The 18,557-nt window shown below is 74.1% G+C and carries 15 protein-coding genes; 8 read left to right on the top strand and 7 right to left on the bottom strand.

The window, feature by feature from the left end; all coding sequences use genetic code 11:
- Positions 1–32: 32 nt before the first annotated feature.
- Positions 33–1,508, top strand: coding sequence for an adenosylhomocysteinase (gene ahcY, locus FHR78_RS03335; RefSeq protein ID WP_166759068.1), 1,476 nt, complete (start codon positions 33–35; stop codon positions 1,506–1,508).
- A gap of 70 nt (positions 1,509–1,578) precedes the next feature.
- On the opposite strand, the gene FHR78_RS03330 is transcribed toward ahcY, so the two are convergent.
- Complete coding sequence (locus tag FHR78_RS03330; protein WP_166759067.1) at positions 1,579–2,463, bottom strand: RDD family protein; 885 nt, start codon at positions 2,461–2,463, stop codon at positions 1,579–1,581.
- A gap of 18 nt (positions 2,464–2,481) precedes the next feature.
- Here FHR78_RS03330 and FHR78_RS03325 point away from each other — a divergent pair, with 18 nt between their 5' ends.
- Entirely contained in the window at positions 2,482–3,477 is a 996-nt protein-coding gene (locus FHR78_RS03325; protein ID WP_166759066.1) for a stage II sporulation protein M, read from the top strand.
- A gap of 18 nt (positions 3,478–3,495) precedes the next feature.
- Here FHR78_RS03325 and FHR78_RS03320 read toward each other — a convergent pair whose 3' ends face one another.
- From FHR78_RS03320 to FHR78_RS03300, 5 genes are all read right to left on the bottom strand, one after another.
- Positions 3,496–4,788, bottom strand: coding sequence for a DUF58 domain-containing protein (locus tag FHR78_RS03320; protein ID WP_166759065.1), 1,293 nt, complete (start codon positions 4,786–4,788; stop codon positions 3,496–3,498).
- 2 nt (positions 4,789–4,790) lie between these two features.
- Entirely contained in the window at positions 4,791–5,744 is a 954-nt protein-coding gene (locus FHR78_RS03315; protein ID WP_166759064.1) for an AAA family ATPase, read from the bottom strand.
- Positions 5,745–5,820: 76 nt separating this feature from the next.
- Positions 5,821–7,002, bottom strand: a complete 1,182-nt coding sequence (locus FHR78_RS03310) for a DUF4350 domain-containing protein (RefSeq protein WP_166759063.1) — start codon at positions 7,000–7,002, stop codon at positions 5,821–5,823.
- Positions 6,999–7,643 (bottom strand): DUF4129 domain-containing protein, encoded by a 645-nt coding sequence (locus FHR78_RS03305; RefSeq protein ID WP_166759062.1) that lies wholly within the window; start codon positions 7,641–7,643, stop codon positions 6,999–7,001. Before FHR78_RS03305 ends, FHR78_RS03310 begins: the two co-directional genes overlap by 4 nt.
- On the bottom strand, positions 7,640–9,025 hold the full coding sequence (locus FHR78_RS03300; protein ID WP_166759061.1) for a glycerophosphoryl diester phosphodiesterase membrane domain-containing protein: 1,386 nt from the start codon (positions 9,023–9,025) through the stop codon (positions 7,640–7,642). Before FHR78_RS03300 ends, FHR78_RS03305 begins: the two co-directional genes overlap by 4 nt.
- A gap of 195 nt (positions 9,026–9,220) precedes the next feature.
- Between FHR78_RS03300 and mtrA the strand changes: the two genes are divergently transcribed.
- The 6 genes from mtrA to secA all read left to right on the top strand — a co-directional run bounded on the left by mtrA (position 9,221) and on the right by secA (position 17,943).
- Positions 9,221–9,901, top strand: a complete 681-nt coding sequence (gene mtrA / locus FHR78_RS03295; RefSeq protein ID WP_166759060.1) for an MtrAB system response regulator MtrA — start codon at positions 9,221–9,223, stop codon at positions 9,899–9,901.
- A 9-nt stretch (positions 9,902–9,910) separates the two neighbouring features.
- Positions 9,911–11,671: an MtrAB system histidine kinase MtrB gene (gene mtrB / locus FHR78_RS03290; RefSeq protein WP_166759059.1), complete on the top strand. Its 1,761-nt coding sequence runs from the start codon at positions 9,911–9,913 to the stop codon at positions 11,669–11,671.
- Positions 11,664–13,346 (top strand): LpqB family beta-propeller domain-containing protein, encoded by a 1,683-nt coding sequence (locus FHR78_RS03285; protein ID WP_166759058.1) that lies wholly within the window; start codon positions 11,664–11,666, stop codon positions 13,344–13,346. Before mtrB ends, FHR78_RS03285 begins: the two co-directional genes overlap by 8 nt.
- 112 nt (positions 13,347–13,458) lie before the next feature.
- The gene (locus tag FHR78_RS15515; RefSeq protein WP_166759057.1) at positions 13,459–14,166 is read left to right on the top strand and encodes a phosphoribosyltransferase family protein; all 708 of its coding nucleotides are present in this window, start codon (positions 13,459–13,461) and stop codon (positions 14,164–14,166) included.
- Between the two features lie 95 nt (positions 14,167–14,261).
- On the top strand, positions 14,262–14,963 hold the full coding sequence (gene hpf / locus FHR78_RS03275) for a ribosome hibernation-promoting factor, HPF/YfiA family (RefSeq protein ID WP_166759056.1): 702 nt from the start codon (positions 14,262–14,264) through the stop codon (positions 14,961–14,963).
- A 154-nt stretch (positions 14,964–15,117) separates the two neighbouring features.
- Positions 15,118–17,943 carry a preprotein translocase subunit SecA gene (secA, locus tag FHR78_RS03270; RefSeq protein ID WP_166759055.1) on the top strand — a complete coding sequence of 942 codons (2,826 nt, stop codon included), beginning with the start codon at positions 15,118–15,120 and terminating at the stop codon, positions 17,941–17,943.
- 93 nt (positions 17,944–18,036) lie between these two features.
- Here secA and FHR78_RS03265 read toward each other — a convergent pair whose 3' ends face one another.
- Positions 18,037–18,552: an Rv3235 family protein gene (locus tag FHR78_RS03265; RefSeq protein ID WP_166759054.1), complete on the bottom strand. Its 516-nt coding sequence runs from the start codon at positions 18,550–18,552 to the stop codon at positions 18,037–18,039.
- Between the last annotated feature and the right edge of the window lie 5 nt (positions 18,553–18,557).

Here is an 18,557-nt window from a genome sequence, read left to right as displayed (position 1 = left end):
CACACGGGCACGGGTGGGCGAGAATGGTCGACATGCCCACTGACACGACCACGCTGCCCTACAAGGTCGCCGACCTGACCCTCGCCGAGGCCGGCCGACACCAGCTCCGGCTCGCCGAGAACGAGATGCCCGGCCTGATGGCGCTCCGCGAGGAGTTCGGTCCGACCCAGCCGCTCGCCGGAGCGCGCATCGCCGGCTCGCTGCACATGACGGTGCAGACAGCCGTCCTCATCGAGACCCTCACCGCCTTGGGCGCGCAGGTCCGCTGGGCCAGCTGCAACATCTTCTCGACGCAGGACGAGGCGGCGGCGGCGATCGTCGTCGGCCCGACCGGCACGCCCGAGCAGCCCGCCGGCGTGCCCGTCTTCGCCTGGAAGGGCGAGACCCTCGACGAGTACTGGTGGTGCACCTCCCAGATCTTCGACTGGTCGGCCGAGGCCGCCGCGGCGGGCGAGTCCTTCGCCGGCCCGAACATGATCCTCGACGACGGCGGCGACGCCACGATGCTCGTGCACAAGGGCCGCGAGTACGAGCTCGCGGGCGCCGTGCCCGACGCCGCCCCCGGCGACAGCCACGAGTGGCGGGTGATCCTCGAGGTGCTGCGCGGCTCGCTGGCCGAGTCCGGCGACCGCTGGACGACCATCGGCGCCGAGCTGCAGGGCGTCACCGAAGAGACCACGACGGGCGTGCACCGCCTCTACGAGCTGTCGCGCGCCGGCGAGCTGCTGTTCCCCGCCATCAACGTCAACGACTCCGTCACGAAGTCGAAGTTCGACAACAAGTACGGCATCCGCCACTCGCTGCCCGACGGGCTGATGCGGGCGACCGACGTGCTGATCGGCGGCAAGGTCGCCTTCGTCGCCGGCTACGGCGACGTCGGCAAGGGCGCCGCGGAGGCGCTGCGCGGCCAGGGCGCACGGGTCATCGTCAGCGAGGTCGACCCGATCAACGCCCTGCAGGCCGCGATGGACGGCTACCAGGTCGCCCGCCTCGAGTCGGTCGTCGAGACCGTCGACATCCTCGTCACCGGCACGGGCAACCTCGACGTCGTCACCGTCGACCACCTGCTCGCCCTGAAGCACCTCGCGATCGTGGCGAACGTGGGCCACTTCGACAACGAGATCGACATGGCCGGGCTCGAGTCGCTCGCCGGTGCCGAGCGCATCGAGATCAAGCCCCAGGTGCACGAGTGGCGCCTCCCCACCGGTCGCAGCGTCCTCGTCCTCAGCGAGGGCCGTCTCATGAACCTCGGCAACGCGACCGGGCACCCGTCGTTCGTCATGAGCAACTCGTTCACGAACCAGGTGCTGGCCCAGATCGAGCTGTGGGCGCACCGCGAGAACTACGAGACCCAGGTCTACGTGCTGCCCAAGCACCTCGACGAGAAGGTGGCGCGCCTGCACCTCGACGCCCTCGGCGTCGAGCTGACGACCCTCACCGAGGCGCAGGCGTCGTACATCGGCGTCAGCGTCGACGGCCCCTACAAGGTCGACCACTACCGCTACTGAGCGGTCCGACACGGACGCCCCGGCGCTCCCTCACGGGGGCGTCGGGGCGTCCGTGCGTCCGGTCGGGCCGTCAGCGGCGGGGGAACCCGCGCACCGTGCCCGTGAGGGCGGGCTCCAGGCGCCGCAGCAGGGCCGCCTCCCGGGCCAGGGCGACGCCCTCGCGCTCGCGCCGGAGGGCGGACACGGCGCAGAGCAGCGACTCGGGGTCGGTGGCGGGCAACGGCGACACGAACGGCGCGACCTCGGCCGCGAGCGACTCGGCGATGCGCCGCCGGCTCTCGGGCCGCAGGGCGGGCGCCTGCTGCAGGTACGACGAGACCCGACGGGCGAGCGGGTCGGGGAGGCGCGCGACGTCGGCCAGGGGAGCCCACCCGAGCAGGTGCGGCGGCACCTGGACGACGACGCGACCCGTGTGCGGCGCCCGCTCGTTGCGGCTGTAGGTGCCGGCCATGAGGTCGCCGAGGCGGCGCGAGGACCGGTTGAGGAGGGCGACGACCACCGCGAGCCCGCCCGTGGTCATCACGATCTCGAGCATGCCGACGAGCGACCGGGTGAGCGCGTGGCGGAGCCCGATCGCGCCTCCGTCGGTCCGGACGATGCGGGCGCCGGTGGCGAGCTTGCCGAGCGAACGGCCGTGCGACGCGGTCTCGACCACGGTCGGGAGGACGACCAGGCACACGACGATCGACGCGACCGTGAGCGCCTGCGACGTGGCGTCGTCGACGACGCCGCGCTCGTTCAGCGAGACGACGAGGAGCACGAGCCCGACGAGGGCGACCACGTAGGCCAGGTAGTCGATGAGCGCCCCCGCGACGCGCAGGACGAAGCCCGTCGGGCGGCGGTCGAGGCCGACCGCCTCGCCGGTGACGAGCTGGTCGTCGGCGCCGTCGAAGAACTCGACCTGGTCGGGGCGCAGGGTCGGCGTCGACGCGTGACGCGTCTTCGGGCGGGACATGCCTAGTATCTAAGCAGAATGGATCTCGACGCCTACGCCGCCGCCCACGGTCACGAGTGGACCGAACTCGAGGCCCTGGCGCGCCGTCGGCGCCTGACCGGCCCCGAGGCCGACCGGCTCGTCACCCTGTACCAGTCGGGGGCCGCCGAGCTGTCGGCCCTGCAGACGGCCGCGGGCCCGTCCGTCGTCGCCGACCGCCTCTCGCTGACGCTGTCGCGGGCCCGGCTGCGGTTCACCGGCGCGGGGCGCAACATCGCCTCGCAGCTGCCCACGTTCTTCGTCGCCCAGCTGCCCGCCGCCCTGTGGCGGGTGCGGTGGCTGTCCGTCGCCGTGCTGCTCGTCACCGTCGTCGTGGCGACCTCGTTCGCGGTGTGGGCGGCGAACACGCCCGCCGTGCTCGCGTCGTTCGGCTCGGAGGAGTTCCGGCGGCAGTTCGCGACCGAGGACTTCGTCGACTACTACTCGGAGAGCGCCCCCTCGTCGTTCACGGGACAGGTGTGGACGAACAACGCCTTCATCGCCGCCCAGTGCGTGGCCTTCGGCATCACCGGCGTCTGGGTGCCCTACGTCGTGCTCAACAACGCGATGAACGTGGGCATCTCGGCGGGCCTCATGGCCGAGCAGGGTCGCCTCGAGTACTTCTTCCTGTACATCCTCCCGCACGGCCAGCTCGAGCTGTACAGCATCTTCGTGGCCGGCGGCGCGGGGCTGCTGATCTTCTGGTCGTGGGTGGCCCCCGGGGCGCGCACCCGCGGGCAGGCGCTCGCCCAGGACGGCCGGGCGCTCATCACGATCGCGGTCGGGCTGATGCTCGCCCTGCTCGTCTCGGGCGTCATCGAGGGCTTCGTCACGCGGCAGCCGTGGCCCTGGCCGATCAAGATCGGCATCGGCACGGTCGCGCTCGCGGGGTTCCTCGCCTACCAGTGGATCCTCGGCGGCCGGGCGCACCGGGCGGGCGAGACCGGCGACCTCGACGAGTTCGAGGCGGGCGCGACGGAGCTCGTCGCCGGCTAGTCGGCGTCGGGCGAGGGCCTAGAGCCGTCCGGCGGCCTTGTAGGCGAGGTACCGGTCGGCCAGGGCCGGCGGCAGGTCGGCCGGGGCGCCGGACACGACGTCGGCGCCCACCTGGCCGAGGGCGGCGGCGACCCGGGCCGCGTCGAGCCGGGCGCGCTCCGCCGAGGCAGCCCGGTAGACCTCGTCGCGGGTCGTGCGGGTCACGGCGTCGCGGTCGAGGTCGGGATCGGTCACGGACGCCACCACGACGAGGTGCCGTCGGCTCAGCTGCGGCACGGCCGCGAGCAGGCTGCGCGCCGCGCCGGGGGAGTCGACGGGCGTGACCAGCACGACGAGCGAGCGCTGGGTCGTCACGGTCCGGACGAGGCCCGGCACGGTCGACCAGTCGGTCTCGACGAGCTCGGGCTCGATCGGCGCCATCGTGTCGACCATGGTCGACAGCAGGGCCGCGCCGGTCGTCCCCTGCACGCGTCCGCGCACGCGGCGGTCGACGACGAGGAGGTCGACGTGGTCGCCGGCGCGGGAGGCGAGGGCGCCGAGCAGCAGCGCGGACTCGAACGCGGTGTCGAGCCGGGGCTCGTCGTCGATGCGGGCGGCCGACGTGCGGCCGCTGTCGACGACGATGACGACCCGCCGGTCGCGCTCGGGCCGCCAGGTGCGGACGACCAGGTCGCTGCGCCGGGCCGTCGCCCGCCAGTCGATCGACCGCACGTCGTCGCCCCGCACGTACTCGCGCAGGCTGTCGAACTCGGTGCCCTGGCCGCGGACCATCACGCTGGTGCGGCCGTCGAGCTCGCGCAGGCGGGCGAGGCGCGACGGCAGGTGGCGGCGGGACGAGAACCGGGGGAGCACGCGCACGACGCCGGGGACGGCGTGCCCGGCCTGGCGACCCGCGAGCCGCAGGGGCCCGATCGACCGGACCGTCACCTCCTCGGCTCGCCGTTCGCCGCGCCGGAACGGGGTCAGCGAGGTCTCGGCGCTCCACGCGCGGCCGGGGCGCACCACGAGGGCCCGTCTCGTCGTCGCCGCGCCGGCCGACGGCTGCCACGCGTCGCGGACGACGCCGCGGAGGGTGCGACGCCCCTCGTTCACGACGACGAGCCGCGCCGACGTCGTCTCGCCGAGGCGCACGGGTCCGGGCAGCTCACGTCGGACCCGCAGGAGGCGCGGCGAGGCCGCCAGCGCGACGTCCAGGCCCCCGAGGGCGAGCACGAGCACGAGCCACCCCACGAGCGCCCAGGCGCTGCCCGTCGCGACGATCGGCACGACGCCGAGCGCGACGAGCAGGACGAACCACCCGGTGACCGCCATGATCAGATCGGCACCCGCACCTGCTGCAGCACCGAGCGCAGCACCGCGTCGGCGTCGACGCCCTCGAGCTCGGCCTCCGGACGCAGCTGCAGGCGGTGCCGCAGCACGGGCAGGGCCATGGCCTGGACGTGGTCGGGCGTGATGCGGTCGAAGCCGGTGAGCCAGGCCCAGGCCTTGCTCGCCGACAGCAGCGCCGTCGACCCGCGGGGGCTGACGCCGATCTTGACCGACGCGCTCTCGCGGGTCGCCCTCGCGAGGTCGACGACGTAGGCCAGCACGTCGGGCGAGGCGCCGACGCGGGCGACCTCGGCCTGGGCCTGGGCCAACTCGACGGGGCCGAGCACGGGCGTGACGCCCGCGGCGCGCAGGTCGCGGGGCGAGAAGCCGGCCGCGTGGCGGGTGAGCACCTCGACCTCGGCGTCGCGGGGCGGCAGGTCCAGCGTGAGCTTCATGAGGAACCGGTCGAGCTGCGCCTCGGGCAGCGTGTAGGTGCCCTCGTACTCGACGGGGTTCATGGTCGCGGCGACGAGGAACGGCGTCGGCAGGGGGCGCGAGACGCCGTCGACCGAGACCTGGCGCTCCTCCATCGCCTCGAGCAGGGCCGACTGCGTCTTGGGCGGCGTCCGGTTGATCTCGTCGGCGAGGAGGATGTTCGTGAACACCGGCCCCGCGCGGAACTCGAACTCGCCGACCTTCGCGTCGTAGACCAGCGACCCCGTGATGTCGCCGGGCATGAGGTCGGGCGTGAACTGGACGCGGTTCGTGTCGAGCGAGACCGCGTGGCTGAGGGCGCGGACGAGCAGGGTCTTCGCCACGCCCGGCACGCCCTCGAGCAGGGCGTGGCCCTGGGCGAGCAGCGTGACGATGAGGCCGGTGACGGCCCCGTCCTGGGCGACGACGGCCTTGCCGACCTCGGTGCGCACGCGGGCGAAGGTCTGCTGGAGTTCGGTGGTCATGCGGCGGGTCTCCCGGGGGTGGTCTCTGGGCGGGGGTCGGTGGAGGGCGTGGGGACGAGAGGAGGCGCGGCGCCGGTCACGAGGGAGCCGCCGCCCGGGCGACGGCGCGCTCGAGGTCGAGCAGGCTGTCGCTGAGGCCCACGAGCTCGGCGTCGTCGGCGGGGTCGGCGTCGACCAGCACGTGGCGGAGGCCGCGCGGGTCGGCCTGCAGCAGCCCTGCGACGCGGTCGACGACCTCGTCGACCGACGACGTCGACGCCAGCCCGGTGAGCCGGGCGAGGCGGCCGAGCGTGCCGATGCGGAGCTGGTCGAGGGCGTGGCGACGCTGACCGGACCGCTCGTAGAGGCGTGCCCGCCCCTCCGTCGTCTCGGAGGCGCGCACGACGACGGGCATCCGCTCGACGACGAGGGGGCCGAGACGGCGTCCGCGCCAGACCATGGCGGCGACGGCCGTGGCGGTCAGGAGGAGGAGCACGGGCGTGACCCAGCCGGGCGTGAGCGTGGCGAGGGTGCCGGCGCCCTCGGGCACGTCGTCGACGCCGGGCAGGTACCAGACGAGCGTGTCCGTCTGGCCGAGCAGGGCGAGGCCGTAGGCGGCGTCGTCCGCCCCCGCAGTGGTGACGGTGCCGTTGCTGAGGGCGGTCGTGGTGCCGACGACGACGACGCGACGGTCGCCGTCGTCGACGACGACGAGCCCCGCCGCGTCCGACTCGGGGTCGCGGACGCACGCGACGACGTCGGCGCCGGGGTCGACGTCGTCGACCGAGTAGGCGAGGCCGGCCGCGTGGACGCGCTCGACCCGGGAGAGCGGGGGGAGGTCGCAGTCGAGGTCACGGACCCCGTCGTCGACCTGGGCGGCGAGGCCGACGCCGGGGACGAGCGCGTCGAGGGCGACCGCCCCGGGTGCGAGCAGCACGAGCGACGAGGCCGCGTCGCCGAGCTCGCCCCACTGGTCGGCGACGAGGTACGAGCCCGCGTCGTCGACGAGCACCGTCGTGTCGGGTCGCGCGGCGGCGGACCGGGCGTCGTCCAGGGTCGACACGACGCGGACGTCGATCCCCTGGTCGCGGAGCACCTCGACGAGGGCCTTCGCGCCGGCGGGGGCGGCGTTCTCCGGTCCGAGCGCGCGTCCCCCCGTCGCGTCCGAGCCGCTCAGCAGCACGGCGGCCACCGCGCCCAGCAGCGCGACGACGGCGAGGGCGACCCAGGGGCGGGCCCGGCGGGCGGACGCGCGGACGGTGGGCGTGGTGGCGGTCACGACGCCGCCACGGGGGTCTTCTGCTCGAGCTCGGCGTCGAGCTCGACGATCTCGCGCCACGCCGCCTCGGTGCCGGGTCGGTCGAGGTAGCGGACCCCGTCGAACGAGGCGGCCGCGGCGGCGAGGCGGTCGGCGAGCTCGGGGAACCGACGGCCGGCGCGGTCGCCCACCGTGCGGGCGGTCGTGCCGGGGGTCGTGGCGAGCGCGTCCCGCTCGACGAGGGCCCTCGCCAGGGCACGGAACGATTCGGTGACGGCGAGCACGAGGTCGCCGGAGGCGGCGGCCGCGGTCGCGGCGCGGCGGAGCCGGTCGGCGTCGCGGTCGTCGCCCTCGCCGAAGAGCTCGGGCCCGCGGGCGGACCGCCGGTTGAGACGGGGGACGCCGTACACGGCGAGGACGACGACCAGCGCGACGACCACGACGACCAGCAGCACGACGAGCGCCACGGCGGGGGCCCCCTCGACGCCGCCGAAGCGGATGCCGTTCAGCCACGACCAGAACGCGTCGGCGGCGCGGTCGAGCCACGTCGGCTGCGCCGCGACGTAGTCGCGTCCCGTGAGCTCGCGCAGCAGCAGGCCGCGCGCCTCGTCGGGGTCGGGATCGAGGGGGGCGGCCGCCAGCGCGGTCGTCGTCGGGGTCACTGCCGGGGTGCCCCGCCCTGCGGGTCGTGTCCCTGCTGCGGGTGCTGCGGGTGCTGGCCGTGCTGCGGGTGCTGCGCCTGCTGGCCGTGATGCGGGTGCTGCGCCTGCTGGCCGTGCTGCGGGTGCTGCTCGGGGGAGCGCCACGGGTCGGGCAGGTCGACCTGGCCCCGGCCCCGGGCCTCGACGTGGCGCACGAGCTCGAGGTCGAGGCCCTCGGCGCGCATGCGGCGGTCGACGTAGACGAGGCCCACGGACGCCGCCTGCACGACGGAGCCGATGGCCGTCACGACGGCGCTGACCGCGATGGTGAGCACGTACGCAACGGCCGCCACGGCGATCGCGCTGCCGTCGAGGTCGCCGGTGGGCGAGATGAGGCTGCCGAACACGCCGAACAGCAGCGAGAACGGGGCGGTCACCACCTGCGTGGCGACCTGGATCATGACGAACACGAGCGCCACGACGCCGAAGGTGCGCCAGAACGAGCCGCGCACGAGCGACCACGAGCGGGCGACGGCCGCGCGCAGCGGCATCCGCTCGAGCACGAGCGCGCTGGGCACCAGGCTGAGCTTGATCGTGAGCCAGGCGCCGAGCACGAGCAGGCCCAGCCCCAGCAGCACGCCGACCGCGATGCCGACGCCCACGCTCGGACCGGTGCCGACGACGACCCCGATCGCGATCACGCCGACCACGACGCCGGCGGCGACGAGGTACGCGAGCGTCAGCAGGGCGGACCAGCCGACCAGCGCGCCGATCCGGCCGCGGGCGAGCGTCCAGAGGCCGCCGAGGCGGAGCCGCTCGCCGAGCAGCTGCCGCGAGGTCTCGAGCACGAACAGGCCCTGCAGCAGGGCGCTCACCACGACGGTGAGCAGCACGGGCACGAGGGTGGCGAGCGCCACCGTGGCGACGGCCCCCGCGGTCACGGCGTCGCGGTCCTGCGGCAGCGCCGACTCGACCCGCGAGAACGCGAAGAAGGCGCTGCCGCCGGCGGCGCCGACCGTGACGAGCAGCAGCACGACCTGCGCCAGCAGCGCCGTGCCGAAGGTCGTGCGCGGGTTGCGGCGGAAGACCTGGAACGAGCCGGAGAGGATCTCGCCGAACGTGAACGGCCGCAACGGCAGCAGGCCCGGTCGCGGGGGAGGCGTCCAGCCCGTGCCGGGGGCCGGGGCTGCGGGCTGCTGCCCCCAGGGCTGCTGCGCGGGCTGGGGCTGCTGCCCCCAGGGCTGCTGTGCCGGCGGGGGCTGGTGGCCCCACGGCTGCGGGGCCGGGGCCCCGGACGCCGGGGGCGCCGACGCAGGAGGCGCGGGCTGGGCAGGCGGGACCCGCTCTCCCCAGCGCGGTGCGTCCTGCGACCCGGGGGCCGCCCAGTCGTTCGGATCGGTCATGTCGTCCCCCGGTGGTCCGCTGACGAGGTCGTCCTCGCGCGTGCGCCCATGTTTCCACAGGCGCGGCGGGGGTGCCAGCCGACGCGCGCCGGTCCCGTCCGTCGACCCGCGCCTCCTGCTCGGCCGATCCGCGCCTCCTGCACTAATCTGGGTCGACGTGCCGCGACCCGAGCGGCCCAGCCGAAGACGGAGACCATGACCCCGCGCATCCTGGTGGTGGACGACGACCCCGCGCTCGCCGAGATGATCGGCATCGTGCTCCGGGCCGACGAGTTCGAGCCGCACTTCTGCGCCGACGGCGACGAGGCCCTCGACGCGTTCCGCGAGTCCGCGCCCGACCTGGTGCTGCTCGACCTCATGCTGCCGGGGCAGGACGGCCTCGCCGTGTGCGAGGCGATCCGGGCCGAGAGCGGCGTGCCGATCATCATGCTGACGGCGAAGGGCGACACGGTCGACGTCGTGCGGGGCCTCGAGAGCGGCGCCGACGACTACGTCGTGAAGCCGTTCAACCCGAAGGAGCTCGTGGCGCGCATCCGCACGCGCCTGCGGCCCGCGACCGAGCCGACGAACGACGTGCTGACGGTCGGCGACCTGCGCCTCGACGTGGCGGCGCACGAGGTGCGACGTGGCGACGCCGTCATCGCCCTGACTCCCCTCGAGTTCGAGCTGTTGCTCGCCCTCGCCTCGAAGCCCCAGCAGGTCTTCACCCGCGAGATGCTGCTCGAGCAGGTCTGGGGCTACCACTACAAGGCCGACACCCGACTGGTCAACGTCCACGTGCAGCGGCTCCGCGCCAAGGTCGAGCACGACCCGGACGCCCCGCGCATCGTCACCACCGTCCGCGGCGTCGGGTACCGCGCCGGCGGCGGGGCCTAGCAGCCCGCCGTGGTCGCGCAGGCCGACGGCGCGGCGGCCCGCGACGGCCTGCGCCGGGCGCTCGGACCGGGTGCCTGGTGGCGCCGGCGGGGCGCCTGGCGCGACGTCGGGCCCAGGGTGCTGTCGGCGTGGCGGCGCTCGCTCGAGTTCCGCACGGTCGCCCTCACCGTCGTCCTCGCCGGGGCGGGTGCGTCGATCATCGCCACCACGATCTCGGTGAGCCTCGGGGCGAACCTCTACGACCAGCGCCGCGACCAGGTGCAGTCCGAGTCGCAGCGGGCGACCATCCTCGCGCAGTCCATCTTCGACTCGGCGACGGCGACGGAGGACGCCGACCAGGTCGAGCTCGACTCGTTGCAGAACGAGGCGCAGAGCACCATCCTCGGCTCGACGTCGAGCCCCGGCGGCACGAGCATCGCGATCCTCCGCACCCCCGGGCAGTCGACGGCCCAGACCGTGCAGGACATCGCGAGCCCCGACTTCCCGAGCGGCCAGCTGACGAGCGAGCTCCGCGAGCGGGTCGCGTCGGACACGGGCGCCCTGTCGATGCAGCCGGTCGCCCTGGCCCGGGCCGACGGCGGGTCGGTGCCCGGCATCGTCGTCGGCAGCACGCTGCAGGTGCCGACGGCCGGGCAGTACGAGCTCTACCTCGTCTACGACCTCGGCGACGCCGCCGCGACCCTGGCGCTGATGCAGCGCACCCTCGCGCTGGGCTCGCTGGCGCTCGTCGTGCTCATCGGGGTCATCACCTACGTCGTGGTGCGCACCGTCGTCCGGCCGGTGCGCGTCGCCGCCGAGACGAGCCAGGCCATCGCGGCCGGCGACCTCGACCAGCGCATCCCCGAGAAGGGGCAGGACGTCGTGGCGACCCTCGGCCGGTCGTTCAACGGCATGGCCGACGGCATGCAGCGGCAGATCTCGCAGCTGGCCGAGCTCTCGCGCGTGCAGCAGCGGTTCGTCAGCGACGTCTCGCACGAGCTCCGGACGCCCCTGACGACGATCCGCCTCGCCGGCGACGTCCTCTACGACCAGCGTCGGTCGTTCGCCCCGTCGACCGCGCGGACCGCCGAGCTGCTCCACACACAGGTCGACCGCTTCGAGCTGCTGCTCGCCGACCTGCTCGAGATCTCGCGCTTCGACGCCGGCGCGGTCGAGCTCGACGTCGAGAGCACCACCGTGGCGTCGCTGGTCGAGGACGGCGTCGCCGAGTTCGAGCCCCTCGCCGCCGAGGCCGGCAGCACCGTGGTGATCGACGCGCGCGGCGGCTACCTCGAGGCCGAGGTCGACCCGCGCCGGCTGCGCCGCATCCTGCGCAACCTGCTCGGCAACGCCATCGAGCACGGCGAGGGCCGGCCCATCGAGGTCGAGGTCGACAGCGACGCCGAGTCCGTCGCCGTCGCCGTGCGCGACCACGGCATCGGCATGAGCCCGGGCGACGCCGAGCGGGTCTTCGACCGCTTCTGGCGGGCCGACCCGTCCCGCCGGCGCACCATCGGCGGCACGGGCCTCGGCCTCGCCATCAGCCTCGAGGACGCCGTGCTGCACGGCGGCCGGCTCGAGGTCTGGTCGCGCCTCGGCGAGGGCAGCCGGTTCGTCGTGACGCTGCCCCGCGTCGCGGGCGCGGCCACCACCTCCTCGCCCCTGCCCGTGGTCCCTCGCGACGCCGACCACGACGCCGAGCGCGGCGCCGAGCCCTGGTCGGGCGCCCTGCCCGACCGGTCCCCGACCCGACCGGCCGGCGACGGCCACGAGGAGGCGCCCCGTGCGTGACCCGGTCCGCCTGCGCGCCCTGTTGGGCGGCCTCCTCGTCGCGGCGCTCGTTCTGACGGGCTGCGCGTCCATCCCCGACAGCGGCCCGGTGCAGGAGGGCGACCCGATCACGGCCGACGCGCCGTCCGAGGTGGTCTACACGCCGAAGGGCCCCGTGGCCGACAGCTCGCAGGAGAGGATCCTGCGCGACTTCGTCTCGGCCGGCACGGGCCCGCAGGACAACTACGCGGTGGCCCGGGAGTACCTCTCGTCGGGCTTCGCCGACGCCTGGGACGCGCGCGCCAGCGTCACGGTGCGCCCCGGCGGTGGCGCCACGACGCGGGTCGGCGTCGACCAGCTCGAGTACACCTTCACCGCGACCGCCACGCTCGACGGGGGCGGCCACTACGTGCCGGCCACCAGCTCCGTGCCCACGAGCCTCAGCTACTCGTTCGTGCAGGAGGACGGGCAGTGGCGCATCAGCGACGCCCCCGACGGGACGGTGCTGAACCCGGCGACGTTCCAGTCGATCTTCCGGGCCCACGCGGTCTACTTCTACGACGCCACGTTCCGCTACCTGGTGCCCGACCAGCGCTGGTTCCTCGCCCGGTCCTCGACGAGCACGCGCATCGCGTCCGCCCTGCTCGACGGGCCGTCGACCTGGCTGACCGGGGCCGTGGTCTCGGCGTTCCCCGAGGGAACGCAGCTCTCGCTGACCGCCATCACGGTCGAGGACGGCACCGCCAGGGTCGACCTCACCAGCGACGCGCTGTCCGCGTCGTCGACGGCCAGGGCCCGCATGCAGGCCCAGCTGCTCGCCAGCTTCTCGACGCTCTCGACCATCACGGCCGTCGAGCTCAGCGTCGAGTCGTCGGTGCTCGACGTCCCCGACCTCGGCGGCGAGGCGCCGCTCCGCGACCCCACGGTCGACGCCCGCCCCCTCGTGGTGGCCGACGGCACCCTGGGCTTCGCGTCCCGGTCGACCGTCGGCCCCGTGCCCGGCCTCGGCCCCGTCGCGGCCGCCCTCGCCCCCACGTCGGCCGAGCTGGCCGACGACCAGGCGTCGGTCGTGGTCGGCACGGACCGCGGCGCCGTGCTCGTCTCGTCCGACGGGACGACCCTGCTCGTCGACGGGCGACCGGGCCTGGCGCCGCCGTCGCTGGACGACTCGGGCTCCGTGTGGACCGTGCCCCGCGACGACCCCGGCGCCGTCGTCGCGACGAGCGCCGACGGCACCGCCCACGCCGTGACCTCCACGCTGCCGACCGGGGCGACCGTCGTGTCGTTCCGCGTCTCGCGCGACGGCGCCCGGGCCCTGGCCCTCCTCGACGACGAGGGGGAGTCCCGTCTCCTCGTCGTCGCCCTGCTGCGCGACTCCCGCGGCGTCCCGACGGCGCTCGGACCGCCCGTCGAGCTGTCGGCCCCCACCGGACGTCCCGTCGACGCGACCTGGGCCGACCAGCTGACGGTCGCCTCCCTGACCGACACGGGCGACGGGTCGCTCGTCACCCTGGCCGAGGTCGGCGGCACGTCGGAGGGCTCCGGCCGGCCCTCGGGCAGCGCCACGACCATCGTCGGCGGCAACGGCACCTCGAACCTCGAGGTGCTGACCGCGGAGGGCTCGGTGCTCGAGCCGCGGGGGAGCAGCTGGCAGGACACGGGCGTCACGGCGCAGTTGCTCGCGACCCAGCGCTGAGCGGGGAGCGGCGGGCCGTCGTCGTCCCTCCCCGGGCGGTCACGGGCCGGACTCGTCCCCACCGCTGTGCCCCGGCGGTGCCGCCCCGGGGACGGGCACGCACGCTGGGGCCGTGACCGCCTCCTGCCCTCCGTCGTTCGCCCGCGCGCTGCGCGAGGCGCTCGCCGTGCTCTCGCCCGTCGACTGCGCGGGCTGCGGCGAGCCCGACCGCGAGCTCTGCGACCGCTGCCGCCGCCTCCTGCGCCCCCGACCGGTCGAGACCGTCCAGGCGGGGCTGCCGGTCGTCACGGCGCTCCGCTACGAGTTCGAGGTGCGCGAGGTCGTGCTGGCCTACAAGCAGCGGGGCCGCCTGCGGCTCGCCGCGGCCCTCGGGCCCGCCCTCCGGGCCGCCGTCGACGTCGCGCTGCCCCGGGACGCCCCGCCGACGGCCCTCGTGGCCGTGCCGCCGTCGCCCGCGGGCCGACGCCGGCGCGGCTGGGACCCGGTGACCGTCCTGGCCCGGACCGCGGGCGTCGCGGTCTCGACCGGGGCGCTGTCCGTCCGGCCAGGCCGGTCCCCGACGCAGAAGCACCTCGACCGGGCCCAGCGCGCCCGGTCCCGTGACGGCAGCATGCGCGCGCGGGGCGAGCTCGCGGGGCGCCGGGTGGTCGTGCTCGACGACGTCCTCACCACCGGCAGCACGGTGCAGGAGGCGCGTCGGGCCCTCGAGGAGGCGGGCGCGGTCGTCGTCGCCGCGGTCTGCCTGGCGGCCACGCCGCTGGCCTCCCGGGGCGCCGCCGCGGACGCCCGGGACGGCGACGCGCGGGTGGACGGGACGTGACACGGGGGTGTCGACCTGGCTACGGTGGGGCGAAAGGCGTGAACGGACATCCGCCTGGCTGACAGGCGGCACGTCGATAGCCATAGGAGGTCGTCATGGAAATTTCCGTCACGGGTCGAAACGTCGGCATCACCGATCGTTTCCGCGACTACGCCACTGACAAGGCCGACAAGGTGGCGCAGCTCGCCACCAAGGCGCTGGCGCTCGAGGTCAAGGTCTCGCGCCACAACGAGAAGGCCAGCGGGCAGGCCGGCGACGACCGCGTCGAGCTCACCCTCATCGGCCCCGGCCCGCTCGTGCGCGCGGAGTCGACCGGAGGCGACAAGTACGTCGCCTTCGACCTCGCCGTCGCGCGGCTGCTCGAGCGGATACGCCGGGCGAAGGACCGCAAGAAGGTGCACCGCGGCCAGCACCGGCCGACGTCGCTGCACGAGGCGTCGAGCGCCGACTTCAGCGCGCTCGGGGTCGTCCCGGCCGCCGCCGAGACCCTCGACGCGGTCCGCACGGGCAGCGTCCCCACGGTGCAGGACGCGACGGCCGACGAGGAGGACGAGGTCTACACGCCCGTCGTCATCCGCAAGAAGGTGTTCGCGTCGACGCCGATGACCGTCGACGACGCGCTCTACTACATGGAGCTCGTCGGCCACGACTTCTACCTCTTCATCGACTCGGAGACGGACCGCCCGAGCGTCGTCTACCGCCGGAAGGGCTGGGACTACGGCGTCATCGGCCTCGACCAGAGCGCGCCCGAGCTGCAGGAGGCGGCGACCGCGCTGAGGGCGGGCTTCGCGGGCTGACGCCCGACGACCCGGCGGCCGCGTGCCCCGGGGAGGAGGAGGCGGGACCACGCCGGTCCCTCCTCCTCCTCCCAGGGCCGCGGCCGCTAGTCTTGTTACCATTCCGTGCCCGTCCCGCGAGGGGGCGGTCACGTCCAGAACCAGGGAGCATCCGTTGGCCAACGTCCTAGAGAAGGTCCTCCGCGTCGGTGAAGGCCGCACACTCCGCAGGCTCAAGGCCTACGCCGCCGCCGTGAACGAGCTCGAGGACGACTTCACCACCCTCACGGACGACGAGCTCAAGAACGAGACCGCCGAGCTCCGCGAGCGCTACGCCGGCGGCGAGTCGCTCGACGACCTGCTGCCCGAGGCGTTCGCGGCCGTGCGCGAGGCCTCGAAGCGCACGCTCGGCATGCGCCACTTCGACGTCCAGCTGATGGGCGGCGCGGCCCTGCACCTCGGCAACATCGCCGAGATGAAGACGGGCGAGGGCAAGACCCTCGTCGCGACGACCGCCGCGTACCTCAACGCGATCGCCTCGCGGGGCGTGCACGTCATCACCGTCAACGACTTCCTCGCGAGCTACCAGTCCGAGCTGATGGGCCGCGTCTTCCGCGCCCTGGGCATGTCGACCGGCTGCATCCTCGCCGGGCAGACCCCGGCCGAGCGCCGCGAGCAGTACGCCGCCGACATCACGTACGGCACGAACAACGAGTTCGGCTTCGACTACCTGCGCGACAACATGGCCTGGCAGTCGCAGGACATGGTCCAGCGCGGCCACTTCTTCGCCGTGGTCGACGAGGTCGACTCGATCCTCATCGACGAGGCCCGCACGCCGCTCATCATCTCCGGCCCCGCCTCGGGCGAGGCCAACCGCTGGTTCGCCGAGTTCGCGACCATCGCGAAGCGCCTCGTCGCCGGCACCGACTACGAGGTCGACGAGAAGAAGCGCACCGTCGGCGTCCTCGAGCCCGGCATCGAGAAGGTCGAGGACTACCTCGGCATCGACAACCTCTACGAGTCGGCGAACACGCCCCTCATCTCGTTCCTCAACAACTCCATCAAGGCCGACGCCCTCTTCAAGCGCGACAAGGACTACGTCGTCATCAACGGCGAGGTGCTGATCGTCGACGAGCACACCGGCCGCATCCTCAGCGGGCGCCGGTACAACGAGGGCATCCACCAGGCGATCGAGGCCAAGGAGGGCGTCGAGGTCAAGGCCGAGAACCAGACCCTCGCGACCGTGACCCTGCAGAACTACTTCCGCCTCTACAAGAAGCTCTCCGGCATGACGGGAACGGCCGAGACCGAGGCCGCCGAGTTCATGAGCACCTACAAGCTCGGCGTGGTCCCCATCCCGACCAACAAGCCGATGCAGCGCATCGACCAGACCGACCTCGTCTACAAGAACGAGACCGCGAAGTTCGAGCAGGTCGCCGAGGACATCGTCGAGCGCCACGAGAAGGGCCAGCCCGTCCTCGTCGGCACGACCAGCGTGGAGAAGAGCGAGTACCTCTCGCGCCTCCTCGCCAAGCGCGGGGTCAAGCACGAGGTGCTCAACGCCAAGAACCACGCACGGGAGGCGGCGATCGTCGCCCAGGCCGGTCGCTTCGGCTCGGTGACCGTCGCGACGAACATGGCCGGTCGAGGCACCGACATCATGCTCGGCGGCAACGCCGAGTTCCTCGCCGTGGCCGAGATGAACTCGAAGGGCCTCAGCCCCTCGGACACCCCCGACGAGTACGAGGCCGCCTGGGACGACGTCTTCGCCGCCAAGAAGGCCGACGTCGCCGTCGAGGCGGAGAAGGTCATCGAGGCCGGGGGGCTCTACGTCCTCGGCACCGAGCGCCACGAGTCCCGCCGCATCGACAACCAGCTGCGAGGTCGCAGCGGTCGTCAGGGCGACCCCGGCGAGAGCCGCTTCTACCTGTCGCTGACCGACGACCTGATGCGCCTGTTCAACTCCGGGGCGGCCGAGTCGCTCATGGGACGCGGCAACGTGCCCGACGACCTCGCCATCGAGAACAAGATCGTCGGCCGTGCCATCCGCTCGGCGCAGTCGCAGGTCGAGTCGCGCAACGCCGAGATCCGCAAGAACGTGCTCAAGTACGACGACGTCCTCAACCGCCAGCGCGAGGCGATCTACGGCGACCGCCGTCACATCCTCGAGGGCGACGACCTGCAGGACCGCTCGCAGCGGTTCCTCGAGGACGTCGTGAACGAGGTCATCGACCAGCACACCGGCGAGGGCAGCCCCGACGACTGGGATCTCGACGCGCTCTGGACCGAGCTCCGCACCCTCTGGCCCGTGTCGATCACCATCGACGAGGTCATCACCGAGGCCGGGTCCAAGGGCAAGGCCACCCGTGACTTCCTCGGCCAGGAGCTGCTCTCCGACGCCAAGGTCGCCTACGCCGCCCGCGAGGAGGCCCTCGGCGAGCCGGCCATGCGCGAGCTCGAGCGCCGCGTCGTGCTGTCGGTCATCGACCGTCGTTGGCGCGACCACCTCTACGAGATGGACTACCTCAAGGACGGCATCGGCCTCCGGGCCATGGCCCAGCGCGACCCGCTGGTCGAGTACCAGCGTGAGGGCTTCGCGCTGTTCCAGAGCATGATGGGCCAGATCCGCGAGGAGTCGGTCGGGTTCCTGTTCAACCTCGAGGTCGAGGTCCAGTCGCAGGTGGGCGCGGCCGAGACCCCGGTCATCGCGGCCAAGGGGCTCGACGGCGAGAAGCAGCAGCCGAAGCTCGAGTACTCGGCCCCGAACATCGCCGGCGAGGTCGAGGTGCGCGACCAGCGCGGCCGTCTCGAGCAGGCGGCGACCGCCAAGGCCCAGAAGGCCCAGGACGACGCCGAGCGCGGCGACGACGAGCCCGAGGTCGCCGCGGCACAGGCCACGACGCCGACCAAGCCGGCGGGGCGCGGCGCCTTCGGGCAGTCGACGGGCGGCGCGCCCGTGAACCGGGCCGAGCGACGGGCTGCCGGCAAGAAGAACGGCTGACGCACAGCACGACACGACGACGACGGGCCGTCCACCTCGGTGGGCGGCCCGTCGTCGTCCTGGTGTCGGGCCCGGGCGTCGCGAGCGACCCGCTCAGAGGATGTGCAGGGCGCTCGCCTGCCACCGCGTGCCGACGACCTCGAGGCGCACGGCGACCGCACGGGCCCGGCCGCGACCGTGGACGACGACGACCGCCTCGACGACGCCCGGCACCGGGCGGGCGATCTTCACCGTGCTGATGCGGAGCACCGGCCGGATCGGCCTCGCGGTGACGACGTTGCGGGCGCGGGTCGCCACCTGCACCCGGGCGCTGAGCACGGCGTGCACCTCGGTCGACACCCAGCGCGTGAGCTGCTGGAGGTCGCGTGCCCCGGCGAGGACCTCGAGCACCGACCGGGCCAGGCCCTCGGCGGCCTTGGCGGGGTCGAGCGCGGGCTCGGGCGGCGACGACGGCCGGGGGACGGGCGCGGGGTCGTCGGGCACGGGCGCACCGACGAGGACGAGCTGCGGCTGGCGGCGCGGACGGTCGGCGGCCGGGGCGGGGCGTGCGCCGTGCCCTTCGGGGTCGCGGGGCTCGGACGGGGTCGCTCGGGCGAGTGAGGGAGTCATGCTGC

The sequence above is a fragment of the Frigoribacterium faeni genome, assembly GCF_011761235.1.
GTDB classification, from domain to species: domain Bacteria; phylum Actinomycetota; class Actinomycetes; order Actinomycetales; family Microbacteriaceae; genus Frigoribacterium; species Frigoribacterium faeni_A.
Note: the sequence above shows the minus strand (reverse complement) of the source record. Positions and strands in the feature narration are given on the sequence as shown.